At 60.5% G+C, this 19,963-nt stretch carries 20 protein-coding genes; 8 read left to right on the top strand and 12 right to left on the bottom strand.

Going from position 1 to position 19,963, the window contains the following annotated elements; genetic code table 11:
* Nucleotides 1-315: 315 nt before the first annotated feature.
* Complete coding sequence (locus tag BX592_RS13225) at nt 316-837, bottom strand: hypothetical protein (RefSeq protein ID WP_134192211.1); 522 nt, start codon at nt 835-837, stop codon at nt 316-318.
* A gap of 335 nt (nt 838-1,172) precedes the next feature.
* On the opposite strand from BX592_RS13225, the gene BX592_RS13220 reads away from it, so the two are divergent.
* Entirely contained in the window at nt 1,173-2,171 is a 999-nt protein-coding gene (locus BX592_RS13220) for a universal stress protein (protein WP_134192251.1), read from the top strand.
* A gap of 37 nt (nt 2,172-2,208) precedes the next feature.
* Here the strand turns inward: BX592_RS13220 and BX592_RS13215 are convergent, their stop codons facing one another.
* A complete protein-coding gene (locus tag BX592_RS13215) occupies nt 2,209-4,500 on the bottom strand; it encodes a heavy metal translocating P-type ATPase (RefSeq protein WP_134192210.1) in 2,292 nt (763 codons plus the stop codon).
* A gap of 229 nt (nt 4,501-4,729) precedes the next feature.
* Between BX592_RS13215 and BX592_RS13210 the strand changes: the two genes are divergently transcribed.
* Together BX592_RS13210 and BX592_RS13205 are read left to right on the top strand one after the other, a co-directional pair.
* Nucleotides 4,730-5,371: a hypothetical protein gene (locus tag BX592_RS13210; protein ID WP_134192250.1), complete on the top strand. Its 642-nt coding sequence runs from the start codon at nt 4,730-4,732 to the stop codon at nt 5,369-5,371.
* A gap of 218 nt (nt 5,372-5,589) precedes the next feature.
* Nucleotides 5,590-6,069 carry a CreA family protein gene (locus BX592_RS13205; protein WP_134192209.1) on the top strand — a complete coding sequence of 160 codons (480 nt, stop codon included), beginning with the start codon at nt 5,590-5,592 and terminating at the stop codon, nt 6,067-6,069.
* Between the two features lie 52 nt (nt 6,070-6,121).
* On the opposite strand, the gene BX592_RS13200 is transcribed toward BX592_RS13205, so the two are convergent.
* From BX592_RS13200 to BX592_RS13175, 7 genes are read right to left on the bottom strand one after another with little or no spacing between them, the layout of a single operon-like run.
* Nucleotides 6,122-7,438, bottom strand: a complete 1,317-nt coding sequence (locus tag BX592_RS13200; RefSeq protein WP_134192208.1) for an ATP-binding protein — start codon at nt 7,436-7,438, stop codon at nt 6,122-6,124.
* A complete protein-coding gene (locus tag BX592_RS13195; RefSeq protein WP_134192207.1) occupies nt 7,435-8,178 on the bottom strand; it encodes a response regulator in 744 nt (247 codons plus the stop codon). Before BX592_RS13195 ends, BX592_RS13200 begins: the two co-directional genes overlap by 4 nt.
* Before the next feature lie 32 nt (nt 8,179-8,210).
* On the bottom strand, nt 8,211-9,281 hold the full coding sequence (locus BX592_RS34850) for an efflux RND transporter permease subunit (protein WP_279589186.1): 1,071 nt from the start codon (nt 9,279-9,281) through the stop codon (nt 8,211-8,213).
* Entirely contained in the window at nt 9,275-11,326 is a 2,052-nt protein-coding gene (locus tag BX592_RS13190; protein WP_279589185.1) for an efflux RND transporter permease subunit, read from the bottom strand. Before BX592_RS13190 ends, BX592_RS34850 begins: the two co-directional genes overlap by 7 nt.
* A complete protein-coding gene (locus BX592_RS13185) occupies nt 11,323-12,417 on the bottom strand; it encodes an efflux RND transporter periplasmic adaptor subunit (RefSeq protein WP_243849522.1) in 1,095 nt (364 codons plus the stop codon). Before BX592_RS13185 ends, BX592_RS13190 begins: the two co-directional genes overlap by 4 nt.
* 20 nt (nt 12,418-12,437) lie before the next feature.
* A complete protein-coding gene (locus BX592_RS13180; protein ID WP_243849534.1) occupies nt 12,438-13,910 on the bottom strand; it encodes an efflux transporter outer membrane subunit in 1,473 nt (490 codons plus the stop codon).
* A 56-nt stretch (nt 13,911-13,966) separates the two neighbouring features.
* The gene (locus BX592_RS13175; protein ID WP_134192205.1) at nt 13,967-14,209 is read right to left on the bottom strand and encodes an EF-hand domain-containing protein; all 243 of its coding nucleotides are present in this window, start codon (nt 14,207-14,209) and stop codon (nt 13,967-13,969) included.
* Nucleotides 14,210-14,468: 259 nt separating this feature from the next.
* Here BX592_RS13175 and BX592_RS13170 point away from each other — a divergent pair, with 259 nt between their 5' ends.
* The 4 genes from BX592_RS13170 (at nt 14,469) to BX592_RS13155 (ending at nt 16,612) form a co-directional block, all read left to right on the top strand.
* Complete coding sequence (locus tag BX592_RS13170) at nt 14,469-14,798, top strand: hypothetical protein (RefSeq protein WP_134192204.1); 330 nt, start codon at nt 14,469-14,471, stop codon at nt 14,796-14,798.
* A gap of 74 nt (nt 14,799-14,872) precedes the next feature.
* Entirely contained in the window at nt 14,873-15,280 is a 408-nt protein-coding gene (locus tag BX592_RS13165; RefSeq protein WP_134192203.1) for a hypothetical protein, read from the top strand.
* 3 nt (nt 15,281-15,283) lie between these two features.
* Nucleotides 15,284-16,057 carry a DUF4410 domain-containing protein gene (locus BX592_RS13160; RefSeq protein WP_134192202.1) on the top strand — a complete coding sequence of 258 codons (774 nt, stop codon included), beginning with the start codon at nt 15,284-15,286 and terminating at the stop codon, nt 16,055-16,057.
* Nucleotides 16,058-16,093: 36 nt separating this feature from the next.
* Nucleotides 16,094-16,612, top strand: a complete 519-nt coding sequence (locus BX592_RS13155) for a glycine zipper domain-containing protein (protein WP_243849521.1) — start codon at nt 16,094-16,096, stop codon at nt 16,610-16,612.
* A 127-nt stretch (nt 16,613-16,739) separates the two neighbouring features.
* Here the strand turns inward: BX592_RS13155 and BX592_RS13150 are convergent, their stop codons facing one another.
* Nucleotides 16,740-17,246, bottom strand: a complete 507-nt coding sequence (locus BX592_RS13150; protein ID WP_134192201.1) for a hypothetical protein — start codon at nt 17,244-17,246, stop codon at nt 16,740-16,742.
* 326 nt (nt 17,247-17,572) lie between these two features.
* On the opposite strand from BX592_RS13150, the gene BX592_RS13145 reads away from it, so the two are divergent.
* On the top strand, nt 17,573-17,836 hold the full coding sequence (locus BX592_RS13145; protein WP_134192200.1) for a hypothetical protein: 264 nt from the start codon (nt 17,573-17,575) through the stop codon (nt 17,834-17,836).
* A gap of 162 nt (nt 17,837-17,998) precedes the next feature.
* Here BX592_RS13145 and BX592_RS13140 read toward each other — a convergent pair whose 3' ends face one another.
* Entirely contained in the window at nt 17,999-19,258 is a 1,260-nt protein-coding gene (locus BX592_RS13140) for a cation:proton antiporter (RefSeq protein ID WP_243849520.1), read from the bottom strand.
* 30 nt (nt 19,259-19,288) lie between these two features.
* The gene (locus BX592_RS13135; RefSeq protein ID WP_134192199.1) at nt 19,289-19,939 is read right to left on the bottom strand and encodes a BON domain-containing protein; all 651 of its coding nucleotides are present in this window, start codon (nt 19,937-19,939) and stop codon (nt 19,289-19,291) included.
* Nucleotides 19,940-19,963: the final 24 nt, after the last annotated feature.

Raw genomic sequence — 19,963 nt, 5'->3', positions numbered from 1 at the left:
ATTCCCCGCATCCCTGCCCCCGGGACGGGACGCTCGCGGCGGCGCAGTGCCTTGGATAAATGGTGACAACGGGATGGTGAGGCCGGGTTCGCTGTCAATTGGACGCGCGGGACAGCGCTGAAGCACTGCTCGCCCTCGGGCGATGAGCGACGCGCTGGTCGTGCTTGACCTTGGCCTGCCGCGGGCGCCGGGAGACGAAGTACTCGCGACCATTCGCGAGTGTGGCTGCAATGCACCCGTCATTGTTCTCACCGCGAAGGGGACCGTCGCTGACAAGGTACTCGGCCAGGATTTGATGCAATCCGGGATCGAACCTCACTGCGGAGGCGGTTGCGTCCGGTATTCCTGTTGCCACATCATGTTGTTCATCATCTCCTGCTGCATTTGAAGGTACTGGTCGGTCATATATTGCCGCTGCCGCAATTGCTCCGGGCTAAGTCCGGAGTAGTAGCCTCCCATATGCCCCCAACCGCCGCCCATCATCCCGGGCCCCATCATCCCGGGCCCCATCATGCCATGGCCCGTCCAGCCCGGGCTCGCCATGCCGGGGCCCCACATGCCGCGCATCGTTGCCATCGCGCTCTGCATCGTCGCCCAATGTTGCTGAAGGAGCTTCTCGCGCTCCTGCGGATCTTGCGTACGACGAATCGCGTCCATTTGCGACTGCATCGTCTTCATCTGTTCGCGAAACTGGGCCACCTTCTTGTCGAAGGTCGCGGTATCCGGGCTTTGCGACTTCGGCACGCTTTGCGCAGCAGTTGCGTCCTTTGAAGCAGCATGGAGGATGGGCGAAGTCAGTGCGAGACCAGTCGCAATCGCAACTACGAAGGTTTTCATGAAACTCCCCACGGGATTACGGTGACCGCGAAAGGAAACCGTCTTCCTTTAACTCTAGGCCTCAGTCAGCGCCGTCCTTTGATGCGCGTCAATAGAGACGTTGAGTTGTGGCCAAACCTCATGCAAGCAATGGTTGATCTGAATCAAGACTACATGACCACGAGGCGTGACCATAACCGCAAGCTGCTTCGGATCCGCTTCCGATCCGCTGTCAGTTACATCGGATCGACTATCACCATCACTTCGTATCGCGCTTACGGCACTGATATCGGTCAGTGGCATTTCGAGAAGGTATGACGCCGCAGTGCAATGTGAGCCGGCACGGCGTGAACACCATGGAGCACATCTTGAATCTGCCCAGTTCAGGCGATATCACACCTACGCTACCACGCAGGGTCACGATTGCCGTTGATCCGTCGGCGGCATCACGGCAGGCACTCATTTACGCACGAAACATCCTTCCAGACGGCGCGGAGGTTCGGCTCGTTAGCGTAGCCGAAACTCCGCATTCGATTTTTCCGCTTGCCCGACAAGCGGGTCGGGCACTGAATCCGGCTCGACAGGAACTGCTGCACGATGCCACCGAAACACTGGAAGAAGCGAAGCAACGGATCGCCGACAGTAAGTTCAAAATCGCAACGGAACTGGTCGACCTGGCAAAACATGGTGGCGACGTCGTGAGTGCATTGGTCGACGCGGCTCACGCATGGAGCGCCGAACTATTGATAGTCGGCACCCGACAACATCACGGGTTACCGCGCTGGGTCGAGGGCACCGTGTCGGGGCAGTTGCCCAGACACCTGCGCTGTCCCGTACTCATCGTTCCCGAGGCCTGCCGCACACCGATCGATCATCTGCCGGAACGCATTCTTTTCGCGGTTGATGGAAGCCCTCAGTCAGTAAGCGCATTGCGGTATGGCGTGCGATTTGCGAACCGCGACACCTGTCTGCGATCCGTCTATGTGATCGATGACGCCGTGCGACCCGGCGACCTCGTGCCCGATGCGCTCGAGCCCGCTTTCACCGCCGAGGGCAAGCACGCACTCGCAGCAGCGGATAAAGTCCTTCCCGGTGTATCGGCGCAGCCGACTTCGGCCGTCCTCGGGACAGGCAGAAACGACGACGATGTTGCGCATGCAATCGTACGCGAAGCAGACAGTTGGCACGCACAACTCGTCGTCATGGGCACGCATGGCAGGCGCGGCGCGGCACGCTGGATACTCGGCAGCGTCGCGGCTCGGGTTGCGCGTATCACGCGAACACCGCTCCTGCTCGTTCACCACGACGCCCCCAGCCGCCCCGGTCCTGAAAGTGATCGAGCGCATGATGCGTGACGCCGTGCCTCGACGCGTGCCGTCCGGTGCGCGATGCCTAAGCCCCCTCGCCCAGAACGTGGAAGAGTTGGTCTTCCTGTGCGCAATGCAGATGTACGATTGCGCTGAGTTCGTACAGGAGACGCTGAAATTCGCGCACACTACCGGCGTCCGGTCCCTCGGGCGGTAGACCCTCGGTCAACTGCCTGAGCAGTCGCGTGATCCGGAAGATTTCGCTGTGCATCGCGCTCATTGGCGCCATCGGATCCTCACCGCCAATAAGACGTGCGAGACCCGGATAGACTTCCAGGTCGTCGCGCTGTTCATGCGGCAATAGCTTATCGGCCAGCAAATCGTTCATACCTGTGAGCGCCTCCACCGCTGACGCTGCGGGCAAACCAGGTAGTTTGTCCGCCAGTTCCCTGATCCGTCCGATAACCGGTCCGAGCTCGATATGCTCCGTCCTCAGACGTTCCGCGTCATTTGCGGCAAGACTTCCGGCGGTCGCGGATGACCGTATCCGCAATACTCGTAGCGCGTTCACGATGACCGCCACATCGATGACCTCCTGAAGCAACGCGCCTGGCAAAGGTGGCAAATACCCGAGGGCAGCGACCGCCATCGCCGCGAATGACAGAACCATGCCGGCTATCACACTCTGGACGGCGATCCGCCTGGTTTGTCGTGCCACCCGTACACCCTCGACAAGCCGGTCCAGACGGTCGACCAGCAGCACAACGTCTGCCGCCTCTGACGACGCTGTCGCTCCGCGCGCACCCATCGCGACGCCGACATCGGCCGCGGCGAGCGCGGGGGCGTCGTTAATGCCGTCGCCGACCATAACGACCGTGCCATCACGGCGGGCTGCGTGAATCGCCGCGAGCTTGTCGGATGGCGTCAACTCGGCCCGGACTTCGGTTACGCCGAGCATCGCACCGATCGTCTCAGCCAGGTCGCGTCGGTCGCCGGTCAGCATAACGAGCCGTGAGATGCCCTCCTGCCTGAGTAGCCGCAACGCCCGGGGCGTTTCCGGACGGATCTGATCGGCCATCTGAAGCGCACCGACCATGCAACCGTCCACGCCGACGAATACAGCGGAAGCGCCCTCGTAAGCGAGCCGCTGAAGAAACGCTGCGCTCCAGGACGCAGGCGTTGCGAATGACGATACGTAGGCAAACGAACCGATTACGACGACGTGGCCGTCGACTTCGCCCTTTACGCCGGCACCGGGCTGCTCCTCCACCTGGCATGGCACGCTCAGGACGAGGTGGCGCTCGCGTGCCGCAATGGTCACGGCTTCTGAAATGACATGTACCGAGGCCTGGCCGAGACACGCGGCGAAGCGCAAAACAGATTCGGGTGATGTGCCCGCGCTGGCTTCGATGGCCACGAGGCGCACGCGCCCGCCGGTCAGCGTTCCCGTTTTGTCAAAAAACAGCACACTGGCTTGTGCGAGCCGTTCAAGCGCGCCGCCTCCTTTGACGAGAACACCGCGTTTCGCGCAACGCGACATACCGGAGACGATCGCCACCGGCACGGCAAGAATCAGCGGGCACGGGGTTGCAACGACAAGTACAGCAAGCGCCCGAACCGCGTTCCCAGTGACAAACCAGCTGCCTGCGGCAAGCGCCAGCGCGACCGCGACGAACACCAGGGCGTAACGATCGGCAAGACGCGCGGCGGGACTGCGCCCACGCTGTGCGGCGCGTACCATGCGGACGATGCTGGCAAACATGCTGTCCTGGGCACTCGCAGCAGCGACGATCTCGAACCCGGCACCAGCATTGAGCACCCCGCTGCTCACCGATTCGCCAGCGCAGCGTTGCCGGATCACCGATTCTCCGGTGAGCATCGACTCGTCAAGCTGCGCAGCGCCGATCAGCGAGCCGTCGACGGGCACGAGTTCGCCGCTGCGGATCAGCAGACGATCACCGGGAAGTACCGCATCCAGTTCCACGCGGCGCCATTCACCGCTTTCAAAGCGATTGGCGTGACGCGGAGCGCGGCTCAGCAATGCGGTCATCTCGCGATGCGCCCGCTCCTTTGCGTACTGCTCGAGCGCCCGTCCACTTGCCAGCATCAACGAGATCACCGCGGCGGTCAGAAATTCGCCCAGCCCGAGCGCGAAACCGATGGCAAGCAGCGCGAGCACATCGACGCCCGCTTCGCGTCGCCGCAATGCGCGAAAGATGGACACCAGCAGCGCCACCAGGACCGGCGACGCGCCCGCGGCCCACAACGCGTGTGCAAGCGCGCCATCGCCGAGCCGGGCAAATATCACGCCGATGACCAGGCTTCCTGCCGAGACGGCCAGAAGAACACCATCGACAGAGCGGAACAGACGTGGCATAGCGGGTGAATCGCACGAACACAACGCTTACAGGAATGACCTTGCTCGCCCCCTATCGCGCGTAGCTAGTCACGGATATCCAACTGTTACGAATGCGGTAGACCGGCAGGCATCCGTCCACTTGCTAGCAGATCAGAAACTGGCCAGCGGCCGGTTGATCTGCATCAACCGCATTCTTCTGTGGCGCGGCAAGCTGAGAACGATAGAAAATCGCTCGGGTAAATCTGTGATGTCCACACTGGCGACACTGTTCGTTGCCGTTCTGCTGATCAATCTCGTGCCGGCCTTCGCGCCTCCCACGTGGATGGCCATGTCCTGGGTCGGCTTTAACCTCCCCGACGGCAATCCGTTCGTGTTCGCAGTCGTCGCCGCCAGTGCGGCGACTATCGGACGGTTGGTGTTGGCAAAGTTCGCACGATCGCTCGTGCGAGGGAAGCTGATGCGCGAGGCCGACCGGCAAAACATTGAAGTTGTCGAAGCCTGGTTGAGGACGCGCAAGAAGCTGACCGTGGGCGCATTCTGCCTGTATGCGCTGAGTCCCTTTCCTTCGAACTATCTCTTCATTGCATACGGACTCACGCGATTGCCGCTCGGCTCCATCGGCGTCGCGTTCTTTGCCGGTCGCACAATCAGCTATTGGGCGTGGGCGCATCTGGGGCGGCTTGTCTCGTCCTATGTCGATCCGGAATCGCAGTTCGAAGGCGGGTATCTGAGCAGCTATTTTGTCGTTGCGCAGATTGCGTTGCTCGGTTCCGTGTACGCGATCATGAAACTTGACTGGAAAATGCTGCTCGAGCAACGAAAGCTGAAATGGCGACGCACCATCAAAGTACGCGACGCCGGTGAACGCGGTCATACAGCAAAGCACTGAACCGCGATGCAGCATGGCACAACGCCTATACCGCTCTGTGCTTCGCACCATCGCCCTGTAGCGTGGCGGCGGTCATCTGGTCTTGCTAACTGGTCATCTGTTGACGTGGGTCAACTGGCGAAAAAAGCCAAGTCATAGTCTGACTGAACCATGCTGACCTCCTTCAGGACGAGGTTTGGTTTGGGCGGGAGGCTCCAGTGTGCCGGAGGAGAAACGTCATGACGCGTTGCCTTGTCCTTCTTTGCTGCACGGCGACTGTGCTCGCGACATCCGTGCCTGTCACCGTTCGCGGTGAGGAATTCGCGAGAATCACGACGCACTCACACCGCTATGGAGGACAAGTCGGGATCTCCGCATTCGACGATCCTCTTTTGACAGGCGTCACCTGCTATGTCTCAACAACGCATGACGACAATCGCTTCGGTGGAAACGCTCAGCCCGTGCACGCCCCGGACACGGAAGTCTCCTGTCATCAAGTCGGGACGCTTGATTTGTCGAAGCGGATACCTCGCCAGGCGCAGGTGTTCGACGAATCGGTCAATCCCATCTTCAAGGAGCTTCACGTGTTCCGAATTCTGGATCCGATCCGGCATACGGTTCTGTACTTCAGTTACACGGAAAGCGAACTGGCGGGGGATATGCCGGGCCATGTCGACGTGATTCGACTTAACGTTCGTGAAAAGCGGAGCGACAAATAATAAAAGGTGTGATGGTCCACGACGGGCGCATGCTTTACTCTGCCGTGCAAGGCTACAGCGGCAGCTCAAGCACCGCCTCAAACCCTCCCTCACTCCTCGTCGCAAGCGTGAGCTTACCGCCATGCTGGACGGCGATCTGATTGGCAATAGCGAGTCCCAACCCTGCACCGGCGGCCTTGCCCTTGTACTGCGGCCCGCGCTTGAATGGCTGTACCAGATGGGCAAGCAACTCGCCCGGCACCCCTGGCCCCTCGTCCGTCACACCGACGCAGGCCGATCTTCCTTCTTGCCACGTGCGCACACTGAGGCCCGTCTTCCCGTGTGTTACCGCGTTGTGCATAAGATTCATCAACAGTCTTAGCATCCCGACGGGACCATAACGAACCAGCGGCAAAGGCTTCAGATCGCGATGGAAATCGTGTCCAAGGCCTGCGAAGTCCGCTACCAGTTGCTCCACCAGTTCGTTCAGGTTCCCTGTCACGGCCTCCTCATCGTGTGTGCCGCGAGCAAAGTCAATAAACTGGCCGACGATCATATCGATATCGTCGATAAAGCGCTCGGCTGAAGCAAGGTCAGTGCCTCCCTTATCATTCATGGCAATCGCAAGTCGCAGTTTGGTAAGCGGCGTTCTGATGTCATGCGAGATTCCCGCAAGCATCATCGCTCGCGCGACCTCGTTGTCCGAGAGGCGCCTTATCATTCCATTGAAAGCCTCCGCGACCGTTGCAATCTCCGTGGGCCCTTCCACCGGCACCGGCGCGGGGCGGCCGCCGTCGCCAAGGTGTTGAGCGGCCTCGACAAGATGCTTCAGCGGACGATTTATCCTTCGGTGCAATGCATAGGCAGCCAATGTCGCAATAGACGCCAGCGCCACCGATAATGCGATCGCAGCCGACATTCCCTCATAGCGTGTGTTCGGGACGCCGGACAGCGAGGAAAGCGAAACCCAGTATTGTTTATCCGCGATATGTACCTGCGCCCAAAGCCGATGCTCAGTCGTGGATTGAATGCGCAGTTCTATGTCGTCCGGCAAACTGCGGATCAGTTCATTCATGAACCACCGCGCTTCCAGACCGCGGATCGGACTGACCAGCGATGTGTGTGCGACGGGAATGGCGCCGGGCGGCGCATGGTCCCGTCCGTTAAACCATTGCACGTACTGTTCGCGCTGGCTCTCCGGTACATGTTGAAGCAACTGGTCTATCGTCGTCACCTGTGATGCCATCAACGACGCGGCCTCCGCGATATGCGGCTTCTGGACGAACAGTATGAATACGATGACGGCCGAGATCTGACTGACGATCACAAGCGCGACAAGAAGCGCGACATTGCGACCGAGCAATGAGTGGCACCACGCGCACTTCATCATGGCGTGACCTCCGCGATCAGCATGTATCCTAAACCCCAGACTGTCTTGATGTACCTTGGCCTGGACGGATCGTCTTCGATGATCTGGCGAAGCCTCAGAATCTGTACGTCCACACTACGCCCGGATGCCTCGTAGTCGCGCCCTCTCGCACGGACCAGCAGATTTTCCCGGCTGACAGCGCGGTTCGGAGTTGCCGCGAGCGCCTCGAGCAGCCTTCTCTCCGCGGTGTTCAGGCTAACCACATCTCCGTCTTTCGTGAGCTGACGCAGTGTCATGTCGAAGTAGAAGCGCCCGAAAATAAGGTCTTTTCCTGCATTGACCGATTCGTTCCCAAGCACGTACTGCCTTCGCAGGATCGCGCGGATGCGCGCGATCAGCTCGCGCGGCAAGAATGGCTTCGCGAGATAGTCGTCTGCGCCGGTCTCAAGGCCGATAACCCGATCAATCGGATCGCCTCGCGCGGTGAGCATCAGAATCGGAATGGTCTGCCCTTCCCTGCGCAGACGCTTGCATACCGACAACCCGTCCTCGGGCTCCATCGCGACATCCAGGACCAGCAGGTCGAAGGGCTCGCGCTCGAGATTCCTGTATAGGCGGCCGCTGTCGCCGACGGTCCGCACTTCGAACCCTTGTGAAGTCAGGAAACTCTGCAACATATTGCGCAGTTCAGCTTCGTCGTCCAGCACAATTATTCGTGCGGGACGTCCTGGCGCCTGCTCGCGTTCAAGGTCTGTACTCATGGGGCTTAACCGGTTTGATGGTGAGCGTTGTGCTAACGGCCTGCGCGTGTTCGTTCAGATAACCGCTGAAGAACGACGTAGAAGCTGGGAACAAAAAGCGTCGCAATCGCTGTCGACGCCAACATTCCGGAAAACACTGCAATACCAAGCGATCGTCGGGCGCTCGCGCTGGCGCCGGAGGCTACGACCATTGGCAAAACGCCTAGAATGAAGGCAATCGACGTCATCAGAATGGGGCGGAACCGTATGCGAGCGGCCTCTATAGCGGCCGCTTCGATCTCGAGACCCTGCTCACGCCGCTTTCTTGCCAGCTCCACAATCAGGATTGCGTTCTTTGCGCACAGCGCAATCAGCAAGACAATGCCGATCTGCGTATAAAGGTTATTCGCAACACCAAGACTGAGGAGCACAGTTGCAGTGCCCAACAGCGCCATCGGCAAACCGAAAATGACGGCGCCCGGCAACCACCAGCTTTCGTACTGTGCCGCAAGCACCAGAAACACAAGCAGCACCGCGAATGCGAAAACCACATAGGCGGTGTTGCCGACGAGTTTTTCCTGATAAGACATGGCCGTCCATTCGATCCCTACACCCGGTGGCAATACTCGTGCTGCGGCGTTTTCTATTGCCTGAATTGCCTGCCCCGAGCTATACGCCGCGGCCGGCGTGCCACTGAGCGTCGCAGCGGGTCGCAGGTTGTAAAGCGATGCAATGCCTGGACCGGTGCCGTGTTCAATCCGTATCAGGTTGGCCAGCGAAACCATCTGCCCCGCACTGCCGCGCACAAAGATGCCGCGAAGGTCGTCCGCGCTTTTCCGGAACTTCCCGTCGGCCTGGACGTATACCTGGAACGTATGATTGAACAGCGTGAACTGGTTCACGAAGCTCGACCCGACGAACTGTTCCAGCGCGTCGAATACCGTGTCGACACCAACCTGCATCGCCTCGGCTTTAGCTCTGTCGACACGAATCAAGATTTGCGGAACATCGGCGCTGAACGGACTCATCAGAACCTGAATCTCCCGGCGATGTGCAACGGCATCGATCAGTGAGCCGGTCGCCCGTTGCAGCTTGGCGTAGTCGTGCGACCCGTCGGTCAGCACGACTTCGGCTTGAAAACCGCCGCCGCTACCCAGGCCTTGAATGGGCGGTGGTACCAGCAGAGCGTGCGCACATCGGGTATTCCGGACAATTCGTGGTTCAGACGCAGGTACAGCGATCGAAGGTCCTCTCCTTTCCCGCGAGCGCTCCAGTCTTTGAGCGTTATGTAGAGAATTCCGGCATTCGATGCGGATGCATTGTTATCGAGCGCGGACACTCCACCGATACTGATCACATGATCGACGCCGGGGATCGCGGCGACCCTCCGTTGTATTTCCTGCATGACGATGCGGGTACGCTCAAGTGACGCCGCGTCGGCTGTTTGTGCGGCGATCAACAGATAGCCTTGATCTTCGAGCGGGATGAAACCCGTCGGCACATGCATCAATGCAAAGAGCGCGGCGAGCACGAGCGCCGAAGCCCCCGCGATTGAAAACCAGCCATGCCGCACGAGGAACGTTGCGCCTCGTAGATACGACCGTTCCAGCGGCAGATAGAGCCGGTTGAAAAATCGGCTGAACGGGGATGGCAGTCCTGACCGGCGTGTACGTAGCCAGCGCACGCTCTGCACCGGCTTCAGCGTCAGCGCGTTTAGCGCGCTGATCAGCGTCGTGGCGGCGATCACGAGCGCGAACTGGCGGTACATCTGCCCGGTGAGGCCGGGAAGAAACGCCGCCGGCAGGAAAACCGATACAAGTACGAGGGTAATGCCCGCGATCGGCCCGAGCAGCTCACGCATCGCGTCCAGCGTAGCCTGCCGCGCGGGCAAGCCCGCCTCCATCCGGTGGCTGACCGCCTCCACCACCACGATTGCATCGTCGACCACCACACCGATTGCGAGCACGATCGCAAAAAGCGTAAGCAGATTGATCGTGAACCCCATGATGTAGATCGCGCCGAAGGCGCCGATGATCGTCACAGGGACGGTCGTTGCCGGTATCAGCGTGGCACGCCAGTTCTGCAGAAAGACCAGAATCACCACCAGGACTATCAGACCTGTCTCGCCAAGTGTCACGTATACGTCCTTTACCGACGCGCTAACAAAGCGCGTCGTATCGAACGGCAAGCCATACGTGATGTCGCGCGGAAAGTTTTCCGCCAATGCGGCCATCCTTGCCTGTACCGCGCGTCCCGCGTCAAGCGCGTTGGCGTCCGGAAGCTGGTATATGGCGATGCCCGCCGCAGGCTTCCCGTCCAGATCGAAGAACTGGCTGTAACTGGCGGCACCGAGCTCGCAATGTCCTACGTCCCTGATGCGCACGAGACGGCCGCCATTCGTGTTATCACCTTTAATCACGATGTCGTCGAACTGCGTCGGCCCGGTCAAAGCGCCGTCGACGTTGATCGTCATCTGGTATGGCTGCCCAGTGGGGACCGGCGGCGCGCCGAGTTGTCCGGCACTGACGTCGCGGCTCTGGCTTTGAATTGCCTGAATCACGTCGGCGGGTGTGAGACCCTGCTGGCCCAGGCGCTGCGGATCGAGCCAGATGCGAATGCTGTATTGCCCCGCGCCGAATATCGTTACGTCGCCGACACCGGGCACTCTCGCCAATTCGTCATGCAGGTTGATCGTCGCGTAGTTACTAAGGAAAAGCGCGCCGTGGCGAGGATTGGACGACTGAAGCGTGTAGATCTGCAGTATCGCAGTAGAACGCTTGCGAACCGTCACGCCCAGTTGTTGAACCGGCTGCGGCAACAGCGCGGTCGCAGCGGCCACGCGATTCTGAACAAGCACCTGCGCACGGTCGATGTCCGTACCGATCGCGAAGGTAATGTTTAGCGTGTATGTGCCATCGTTCGTTGCCGAAGATTGCATGTACAACATATGCTCAACGCCATTCACCTGTTGCTCGACAGGCAACGCGATGCGGTTGACGACGGTTTGCGCGCTTGCGCCCGGATAGTGCGCGACAACCTGAACTGTAGGTGGTGTGATCGGCGGGTATTGGGTTACCGGAAGATTGAAAAGGGCCACGCCGCCGAGCAATACGATCAGCAGTGCGATAACGTTGGCAAAGATCGGGCGATCGATGAAGAAGCGGATCATTGCGTCGCTCCGGCGCTAACGATACGACTCTGCACTTTCTGCCCTGCTGCAACGCCAGGTGCCCCTGTTACGACCAGATCGTCCGCTGTGAGTCCGGCACTGATGGCGATCATGCTGTCGTAGCGGTCTGCTGTCGTGACGCTGCGTCGAACGATGCGCTTGTCAGCGCTGACAATGAACACCGATGCACCGTCCTGGTCCGTTACGACCGCTGACTGCGGTATAAGCATCGCGCGATAGGCGGACGTCGATGGCAGTGAAACCCGCACCGACATGCCTGGAATCAGCCGATGGTCAGCGTTGACGAAGGCCGCGCGCAGACGGATGGATCCCGTCGCGCTGTCCATCTGGTTATCGACTGCGCAAACAACGCCTGTTGCCGCCTGCTTTGATTCCGTTGCCGCTACGCTGACTGGAATCGCACTTTCGCCTTTTGACAGTTTCTCAAAGATACCGAGTCGCACCGCGTCTTGCTCATTGAGTGTGAAGTCGACATACACAGGCGCGATTCTGTCGAGCGTCGCCAGTTTGGTCGGCCCTGATGCGCCGACCATATTCCCGGCATCCACGAGATGAATGCCAATCCGGCCTGCAAACGGCGCCTCAATTCGGGTGTATTGCAGATTGATCGCGGAGAGTTCGCGCTTCTCGTCCGCCTGGTCGCGCGCGGTCTGTGCGTTTTCTACGTTCAGCTCGGACGTTGCGCGCGTATCTAGCAACTGGCGCTGGCGCTTTAGCTCGCGATCCGCGTTGTCAAACGCCAGACGGTCATACGCGAGTTGCGCGCGGTAGGTATCCGGCTCTATCTGAAACAGCAACTGCCCCGCGCTCACGTCGGCCCCATCGACAAAATTGATGGAGTTCAAAAATCCCGGCACGCGCGCTACAAGGTCTACGCTCCTTGACGCGACCACCGTTCCAGGCAATATCAAGCTGGGCTGGATCTGCCTGATCAGCGGTCTGGACACTTGCACAACCGGAAGTGGAGCGGGCTGTGCGACGGACCCACGGTGACAACCCGAAACGAGCATCAGCAGACATGCGGCTTTCACAAATCCCGCCCGGCGGGCGCTCAACATCGACCAGTACATCGGAAATGACCTGAAAATAGTTAGCGCGCAAGCGCCGCTTCATGCGTCTTGTCCAGCAGTCCGCCCCATGACGTGCGGGCCGACATCGACGTGCGGATCTCTTCGGATATCGGAATATCATCGACCGTTCTTTCCCATCCTCCACCCAGTGCCCGATAAAGCGAAACGGCCGCCTGTGCCAGCGCGCCTTGACCTTGCGCGAGGGAATCCTTGTCCTGTGACAACGAGCGCTGAGAATCGAGCACCGACTGATACGCAACCTCACCGGCTGAGTACTGACGAGTGGCAAGTTCGAGTGCCCGTGTTGCAGTCAATACTGCGCGCTGCAAAGGCCGCAATGCATCGGATGTGCTCGAGAATCCGGCCAGCCCGTCCTCCACCTCTTGCTGTGCCTGCAGCACCACGTTCCGATAATTGAGCACCGCGCTTTCGAATTGGGCATCCTGCACCCGCACCTGGCTCGTCAGTTGCCCCCGGTTGAACACCGGCAATGTCAACGTCCCTGCAAGTACCGAAAAGCCAGCGCTTCCTAATGCAAAGGGGTCGGTCGCGTGCGAATAGCCTGACGAGACGTCGAAGATGCCACTTAGCGAAAATGACGGATAGAGCTGCGCTTTTGTCACGCCGATCAAGGCGCTCTGCTGCGCGGCATCAAACGCCGCTTGCCGCACGTCAGGACGGCGCCTGAGCAGATCGCGCGGGATGCCGGCATCGATAGCGTGCGGTGGCACTGGAACCACGCCGGTTGCTTTCACGATGCCGTCAATCTCCGTCGGCGTTGTACCGATCAGCAATGCCAACTGGTCGCGGTCCTGGGCGCGCATTCTCTCGAGCGGGGGGATTTGCGATTCCGTTTGCGCAAGCAGGGTCGCGGCCTGCGCCGCAGCGAGTTCACTCGTCTCGCCGAGTTGATGCTGCGCGCTCGCAATGGCTGCTTCACTGCGCTGCAGTTCGGTGTTCTGTCTGGCGATGGATAGTCGTGCCTCGCTCACGCGCAAATCGATATAGGTGCTGGCGACCTGACCTGTCAGCGATACCAACGCATCGTCATAGGCGGCCTCTGTTGCATGGACGTTCGCCCGATCAGCCTCGATCTGCCGGCGATATTTCCCCCAGAAGTCGATTTCCCATGACGCCGTACCCTGTCCGAAGGCGGACTGCTGTGTCCCTTCGGGGAACGGACCGATCTTCGTGTGATGAATCTGCTTTCCGCCGGCAGAGAGTTTCCCGCTTTGCAGATATTCAGTCGACGCGCTACCAGCCAATTGCGCCGCCGCTTGCGCAATGCGCACCGCCGCGCTTTCGAGCGTCGGACTGTTCTCGCGGGCATGTTTGACCAGATCGACAAGAACGGGGTCGCCGAACGATTCCCACCAGAGCAAGCTGCACGACCTGGAGCGCTCCTGTGTGTCGAGCGTGCCAAGCCACGACTGCTCCATTTTCGCGTCCGGGATCACGTAATCCGGACCCACCGCTACGCATCCCGACATCATCAAGCCCACGACGGGCGCCAGGATACGCAGAGCGTGCCACGACGCATACGCATCCCTCACGGCCTGGCCTGATGACGCGCGACAAAGTTCTCTACATCCTGAAGTGGTACGTAGCGCTTGCGATCGCTATCGATCTGGTCGAAGTACTGCGCGACGCGCGGCGTGCCAGCCGCAGCCTCGCAGTGGGTCTGCTTGCCGTCGGCGTCGGCATCGGCGTCGGCATCGGCAAATCTCAATGCGAGTATCTGAGCGGCCTTCGACTGCGCCATACACGGAAGAGAGACGGCCACAAAGGCCATACATGCACGACATCGCTTCATGGAATTCGCTCCGGCTGATTCATTAGCGCAGTGAAGTCTAAAGATGAGCGCGCGCCCTCTCCGTAATATTTCATGTCAATTCATGTCACGGACGGCAGCGAAATATCCTGACATAACTTGAGTACAACTTTTACCGGCACGCAGGCCTATATTGCCGGCTATCCGACAGGCCCGTCAGGCGCCACCTGCCCCAAGCGCCTGACGTTCTTTTCTTCGATTCTTTCAATGAGGCTACGTGATGAGCAGGACGCTTTCGATATCCACTGCCGGCGTTGTTCTGGCTGTGCTCGCCGATTCCGCGGTTGCGGGTGTGACGGTCGGGGTTGCGGTCGCGGGTCCGGTAGTGGTCGCCCCGCCCGCAGTCGTCGTGGCCGCGCCGCCCGCGCCTGTGATCGTGACGGCTCCGGTTGTCGCCGCACCGGTCTTGGCCGCTCCGGTCGTCGCGGCGCCGGCAGTGGCCGTCGCTCCGTCGCTGGTTGTCGGCATCCATAGCGGCGGCTACTACAACTATGGATACCACGCCTACTACGGCCATGGCGGTGGGGGCTACTACGGGTACCACCACTGACCGTAACTCGAGCATGTCCGCGCGTGGCCGCCTTTTGCCGAGCGTCGTCGTGCTTCATACATTCATTGACCCATATGTCCAACATCATGGTGTCCAGGCTCTGGACGTTATCGCGACACCGTAGAGCATCGGTAAAGGAACGGTTGCGCTGTTTGCCGTCGTATTCCGCATTTGCGGTTAATTGGATTTTCTTCGTCGCGCTCGGCATAGCGTCGCTCGAGGGCTGCACACCCGTTCCGCTGGGCAACCCCACGCTTGTGCAAATGCAAGCCGCCGCGGCTCCGACCGTCGATCTTCCTAAGCAATGTGCCGCCAGATATGCCGCGCTGCTCGACCTCGCCGGTCTTGCCCGCAGTTACGGTTCATCGTCAGGCATTTATCTTGACGCGCTAGGTGCAATGGCGGATCAACTCGACGAATGCCTGTCAGGCGGCGCCGAAAGAGGACGCGAGGGGTTCTATCAAATGCATGACCGAGGATAAGCAATGAAACGGATGCGAGGCGCGTCAATCACGGCGGCCAAGGTTCGCTGCACGCTGGCCGCAATTTCGGCCTGTCTGACGATGTTTTCGCTCGCGGGGTGCGGCGGAGGAAACGTCGATCGAGCGGAACAAGCGTCGCGCGCCGCGCTTGTCCGCCCGCAAGCGGTTTTCGTGTACGCGTTTGAGATAGACCCTGCACTGGTTCAAACGGATCATAGCCTCGTCGAGACACTTAACGCGTCCCTTCACGGCCAGTCAGACTCCATGCGCCAGCTCTCGCTTGCGTCCGGTGTGCAGGACGCGCTCGCCGACGAGATCGTCAAGGAATTGCGCGGCAAGGGGGTGCCGGCGATACGGCTAACCGATGCGCCGCCACTTGGGCAAAATGTCCTGATCGTCAGAGGGACGTTTGAAAAAGTCGATGCCGGTAATCGGGCGAGCCGTCTTGTAATCGGACTGGGCGCGGGCAAGAGCCAGATCGCGACGTCCGTGCAGCTCTGGTATCAGGCGGCCGATGGCGAACAGATGTTGATGGAGTCGAGCAAGGCATCGCGAAACAGCGGGCACATGCCTGGCATGGCCGAAACGCTCGGAGTTGGCGCAGTCGCAGGACGACTGGTTGAGTCGGCGGCGGCAGGCGGCGTCTTTCATGCGACATCGGAGACGCTCCGCGCAAGCCCTATCGACGACGCAAAGAGAGTCGCCGATCTGATCGCGAAACGCATCGTGAAGCTCGATAGCGCCGAAGGATGGCAAACAGCGCCGCGCACGAACTGAGTTCCGTCGAGCGTTTCGTCAACAAGGACTTCGATAATGATTCCCTTCACGATGGTGCGGCTTGCACCGATTGCCGCGCTCATCGCGGCCTGCGGCGGATGTGCGATCGCGCCGCCGACTTATCCGACGATCACTGCACTGCCACCCAAAGGCAAAAGCCTCAATGAGTTTCAGCAGGATGACTACAGTTGCCGCGCCTATGCCTCGCAAACTATTGACGGCAGTGCGGGAGTTGCAAACGCAGGCAAGGCCGGACTTGCGGCGCCTGCCATTGGCACCGCGGCGGGGGCCGCGGCCGGAGCGCTGATCGGAGCGGGAGCCGGCAATGCCGGTGTCGGCGCCGCGATCGGCGCGGGGGCCGGACTCGTGCTGGGTGGTTTGAAGGGTAGCCAGCAACATGCACAGAGCGAAGCTGGATTGCAGGCTCAATACAACAATGTGTACGCGCAGTGCATCACTGCGAAAGGCGATACGATCGCGACGCCGGGACCGCGTGTGCTCTCGCCAGCGTCCACCTTGATCTATGTCCCTTCCTACTACTACGTTCCATATTAGCGTCGGTTTCTCCCGATGAGCCGTGTTCAATGCCACATATGTGTCTTTCAACGAGCGTGGCCCGATCGGGAGACGTGCGCCTTACGATTTGATGGCAAAAACGTATCGTCAGTTTTCCACGCTAAATTTACTTTGGGTTGCCAATATCCAGCGATGGGAAGTCAGCTTTCGACTCCTGCTCGATCAGGCTGATTCTTGCTGTCAATTCCGTCACCGTGAGGTTCTGCTGCGCATCAACACGTCCGAGCGCGCCCAGCGAGAGCAGTTGCCCCGTGGCGAGACTATACGTCGCTGTCATCAGAGTTGGACTAAACGATACCGTGGTGCTGACTTCGGTCGCTTGCACTTCGACGGATGTGCTATCGCCATGAACGTGTGCCGCTGCCGCCATGGCTTTGCCCGCTGCGGACAATTGAACAGGATCGGCTTCAACCGGTTCGTTTCCGCTTGCGTGCTGCGCTTGCGACTCCTGCGAATGCGCTTGCCCCACTGTCGCGAATGGGCTCGCTTGCCGGTTGTGTGAACTGGCGGTATCCATCAGCGATGCACGCAGATTCAATTGTGTTTGAAGAAACGACGATGTCACAGCAGACTCCGGAATAATTTGAGTAAGGTGCCCTTTCAGGGCGCTCACGTTCGGTACTCCAACGCACTGGTATGGACCGCAGCGGCGCGGATCACAACCCGTGATAACGGCATCGGCATCTCGGGCTTTAAAGCTTTACTAAAATGTCACGAAATTGCGAGTGCGCGGAGCATCAGCCGCTGCGCATTGCTGAACCACCCGGAGCGTCCCGTGAACGTCACCGCGCGGTGGGCACGAGCAACGGAAGGGCTATAGGCTGCCGGTTTGTTTCGATGAACGCGCAATGCCTGTCTTGACGCACGTCAACACGTTCGCGCTGGCTGCATCTACGCTGTCTGCATGCGAATGCGCGGACCCGCGCAACGGAGCACATCATGCACAGTCAAACCGCGTCAGGTGCGCAGCAGCCGGCCACTGCAAATGAAATTCGTCAAATCATCGGACCCTTCGAAGACGATGTCGTCGTAAAGATTCTCGACGTCCATCCAACCTCCGCGGAAGTGCTGAACGCCTTCACCTGGCTGCGTTCCGACGAACACTTGCAGCGCCGGCTCGCCCACGAGTTGCATGGCCGCACGGCACAGGTGTTCGAAATACTCGACCAGGAATATCCGGAGATCGACGGTAGCCTGATGTAAGGCTCCACTCGTCCATCATGCAAGGGAAGCCGAGCTCGGATGACCGCGCTGCCGAATGAACGAGCGTTCCGAATGAACGATCGCATGGCTCGCGCGGTTCTCTCGCCCAGACCGCCGGTACGGTATTGGCGGATCGCCATATTGGGGCGCACCACCGGCCCGTCACGCGTGCCCCGCGCCCGGTTCGACGGCGTCGGGCGCCTCCTGCTCCGGAGCCCGATCGCCTAATGACGCGACGGTTTTCGCATAGCCGTTGATCGCGGGCAGCGCGCTCAACCCGTGAGCGAAAATACTAAGCAGGACAGTTACCATCACGGTGAGCTTGATCGTCGTCTCCCCTGCCAGTTGCGCGTCCCCTTCGAGATAGACCAGCGCGAGCACGATCGACGCCAGTCCTCTCGGACCGAACCAGCCGATAAACAGCATGGTGGGCCAGCTCATGCCGGTGCCTTTCAGCGCGAGCGCGACCGGCGCCATCCGGATCAACGTCAGACTCAACACCGCGTAGGCAATCATCGTGACCGTGAACTGCGTCCAGTAGCGCGCGACGAACAGCCCGAACAGAAAGAACACGAACAGATTGAATAGCTGCCCCAGTCCTTCGGAGAAGTCGACGCTATGCTTGCCGACATCCCGATAACCGACACTGGTCCCGAGGCCGGCGACAAACGCGGCGATAAACATGCTTGCGCCGGTCGCGACCGATGCGAGCACACAGGCCAGCGGCAGCGCCGCGACGCCTAGCCGCAGGAACGGCTCCGCGACCCAGGCCTTGCGCTGCGCGAGGCCCAGCAGCCAGCCGCCGGCGAGGCCGATGCCGACGCCGATCAGCGCACCGTAACCCAGTTGCTCGATCATGAAGCGCGCTAGTATCCATCCGCCTCCGCTGGTTTCGCGCGCGACCGCGACGGCGATAAAAAACATCAGAAACGGCACCGCGAGCCCGTCGTTGAGTCCCGCCTCGATGTTCAATGCCTGGCGGATTCGCCTCGGCACGAGTGCGCTCGTCACGATGACCTGGCCAAGCCCCGCATCGGTCGGCGCCAGAATTGCCGCGAGAATGCCGGCCTCCCACCACGACAACGCGCCGAACAGCGCCATGGCGCCCAGCAGGCCAAGCACGATGGTGAGCAGCATGCCGGTCCCGAGCAGCCGCACCGGCAGGTTCGTCTCCCCCCTCAGCCGATGCGTCTCGACGCGCGCGGCGTCGGTGTAGAGCGTCATCACAAGCCCGAGTTCGGCGATCAGCAGCAAGTCGTCGCGCTCCAGCGCCATTTCCTTGAGCGCTTCAGGCAAGCACGCAGTGAGTATGCCGAGCGCGGTGAACAGCATCGGTGCGGTCAGCACCGTCCGTTCGAGACGCTGGGACAGAACGCTGTAGAAAAAAACACACGCGACAAATACGCCAAAGATCAGCATCATCGGGCTCCGTCCAGCGATGCGTGCGGGTCGTCAACGCACCTGCAACTGATCGACGACCCAGCGCACGCCCTTCGCGTTCCACGCGGCGTTGCAGGCCGCCTCCTTTTGCGTCGCCGACGCGCAGGTACCGGTCAAACGCACGATGCCATCGCGCACATCGACGACGATATCGTCGGCGGGCTGCAAGCTCGCGCTCAGTAGCGCGTTCGCAATACTGCTGGCCACCGCCCTCTCCATTTTGCCCAGACGCGTGACGACCCGGTTGTCGATGTCCGCGATGCCCGGAAACTCCCTGATCAACGCCACGGCCTCGTCCCGCTGATCCGGAGAGTCGACCATGCCGGTGAGCGTCACGCGCCGGTCCGTGACCGTGACGTCGATCGCCGCATTGCGCAGCATCGCGTCTCGCGCAATCTTCAGGCGAATTTCGCCGGCGAGTTCGGTGTCCACGCAATGCCGACCCTCCGGACACCGGACGACGAGATTGTCATGGACCACTGCATCGGGCGCCGCGCGCTGAGCCGCGCGTAGCGCCGTCCTTTTTTGCGCGCCGTTCGGTACCGACCCGTTGAGCGTGATGATCCCGCCGGTCAGGCCGACCTTGATCAACCGCGCGTCGACGCCCCTGTCCCAGAGCAATTCCTGCTCGACGGCGCGCTTCACGTTATCGTGGGCTTTCATCGTGTACTCCTGTCTGCGCAAAAC

Source organism: Paraburkholderia rhizosphaerae, assembly GCF_004366595.1.
Taxonomy (GTDB): Bacteria; Pseudomonadota; Gammaproteobacteria; order Burkholderiales; family Burkholderiaceae; genus Paraburkholderia; species Paraburkholderia rhizosphaerae.
Note: the sequence above shows the minus strand (reverse complement) of the source record. Positions and strands in the feature narration are given on the sequence as shown.

Excerpts from the sequence above, each read along its gene's own strand:
- BX592_RS13225 (WP_134192211.1), bottom strand. The coding sequence starts at position 837 with ATGAAAACCTTCGTAGTTGCGATTGCGACTGGTCTCGCACTGACTTCG.
- BX592_RS13220 (WP_134192251.1), top strand. The coding sequence starts at position 1,173 with ATGGAGCACATCTTGAATCTGCCCAGTTCAGGCGATATCACACCTACG.
- BX592_RS13215 (WP_134192210.1), bottom strand. The coding sequence starts at position 4,500 with ATGCCACGTCTGTTCCGCTCTGTCGATGGTGTTCTTCTGGCCGTCTCG.
- BX592_RS13210 (WP_134192250.1), top strand. The coding sequence starts at position 4,730 with ATGTCCACACTGGCGACACTGTTCGTTGCCGTTCTGCTGATCAATCTC.
- BX592_RS13205 (WP_134192209.1), top strand. The coding sequence starts at position 5,590 with ATGACGCGTTGCCTTGTCCTTCTTTGCTGCACGGCGACTGTGCTCGCG.
- BX592_RS13200 (WP_134192208.1), bottom strand. The coding sequence starts at position 7,438 with ATGATGAAGTGCGCGTGGTGCCACTCATTGCTCGGTCGCAATGTCGCG.
- BX592_RS13195 (WP_134192207.1), bottom strand. The coding sequence starts at position 8,178 with ATGAGTACAGACCTTGAACGCGAGCAGGCGCCAGGACGTCCCGCACGA.
- BX592_RS13190 (WP_279589185.1), bottom strand. The coding sequence starts at position 11,326 with ATGATCCGCTTCTTCATCGATCGCCCGATCTTTGCCAACGTTATCGCA.
- BX592_RS13185 (WP_243849522.1), bottom strand. The coding sequence starts at position 12,417 with ATGTACTGGTCGATGTTGAGCGCCCGCCGGGCGGGATTTGTGAAAGCC.
- BX592_RS13180 (WP_243849534.1), bottom strand. The coding sequence starts at position 13,910 with ATGATGTCGGGATGCGTAGCGGTGGGTCCGGATTACGTGATCCCGGAC.
- BX592_RS13175 (WP_134192205.1), bottom strand. The coding sequence starts at position 14,209 with ATGGCCTTTGTGGCCGTCTCTCTTCCGTGTATGGCGCAGTCGAAGGCC.
- BX592_RS13170 (WP_134192204.1), top strand. The coding sequence starts at position 14,469 with ATGAGCAGGACGCTTTCGATATCCACTGCCGGCGTTGTTCTGGCTGTG.
- BX592_RS13165 (WP_134192203.1), top strand. The coding sequence starts at position 14,873 with ATGTCCAACATCATGGTGTCCAGGCTCTGGACGTTATCGCGACACCGT.
- BX592_RS13160 (WP_134192202.1), top strand. The coding sequence starts at position 15,284 with ATGAAACGGATGCGAGGCGCGTCAATCACGGCGGCCAAGGTTCGCTGC.
- BX592_RS13155 (WP_243849521.1), top strand. The coding sequence starts at position 16,094 with ATGATTCCCTTCACGATGGTGCGGCTTGCACCGATTGCCGCGCTCATC.
- BX592_RS13145 (WP_134192200.1), top strand. The coding sequence starts at position 17,573 with ATGCACAGTCAAACCGCGTCAGGTGCGCAGCAGCCGGCCACTGCAAAT.
- BX592_RS13140 (WP_243849520.1), bottom strand. The coding sequence starts at position 19,258 with ATGATGCTGATCTTTGGCGTATTTGTCGCGTGTGTTTTTTTCTACAGC.
- BX592_RS13135 (WP_134192199.1), bottom strand. The coding sequence starts at position 19,939 with ATGAAAGCCCACGATAACGTGAAGCGCGCCGTCGAGCAGGAATTGCTC.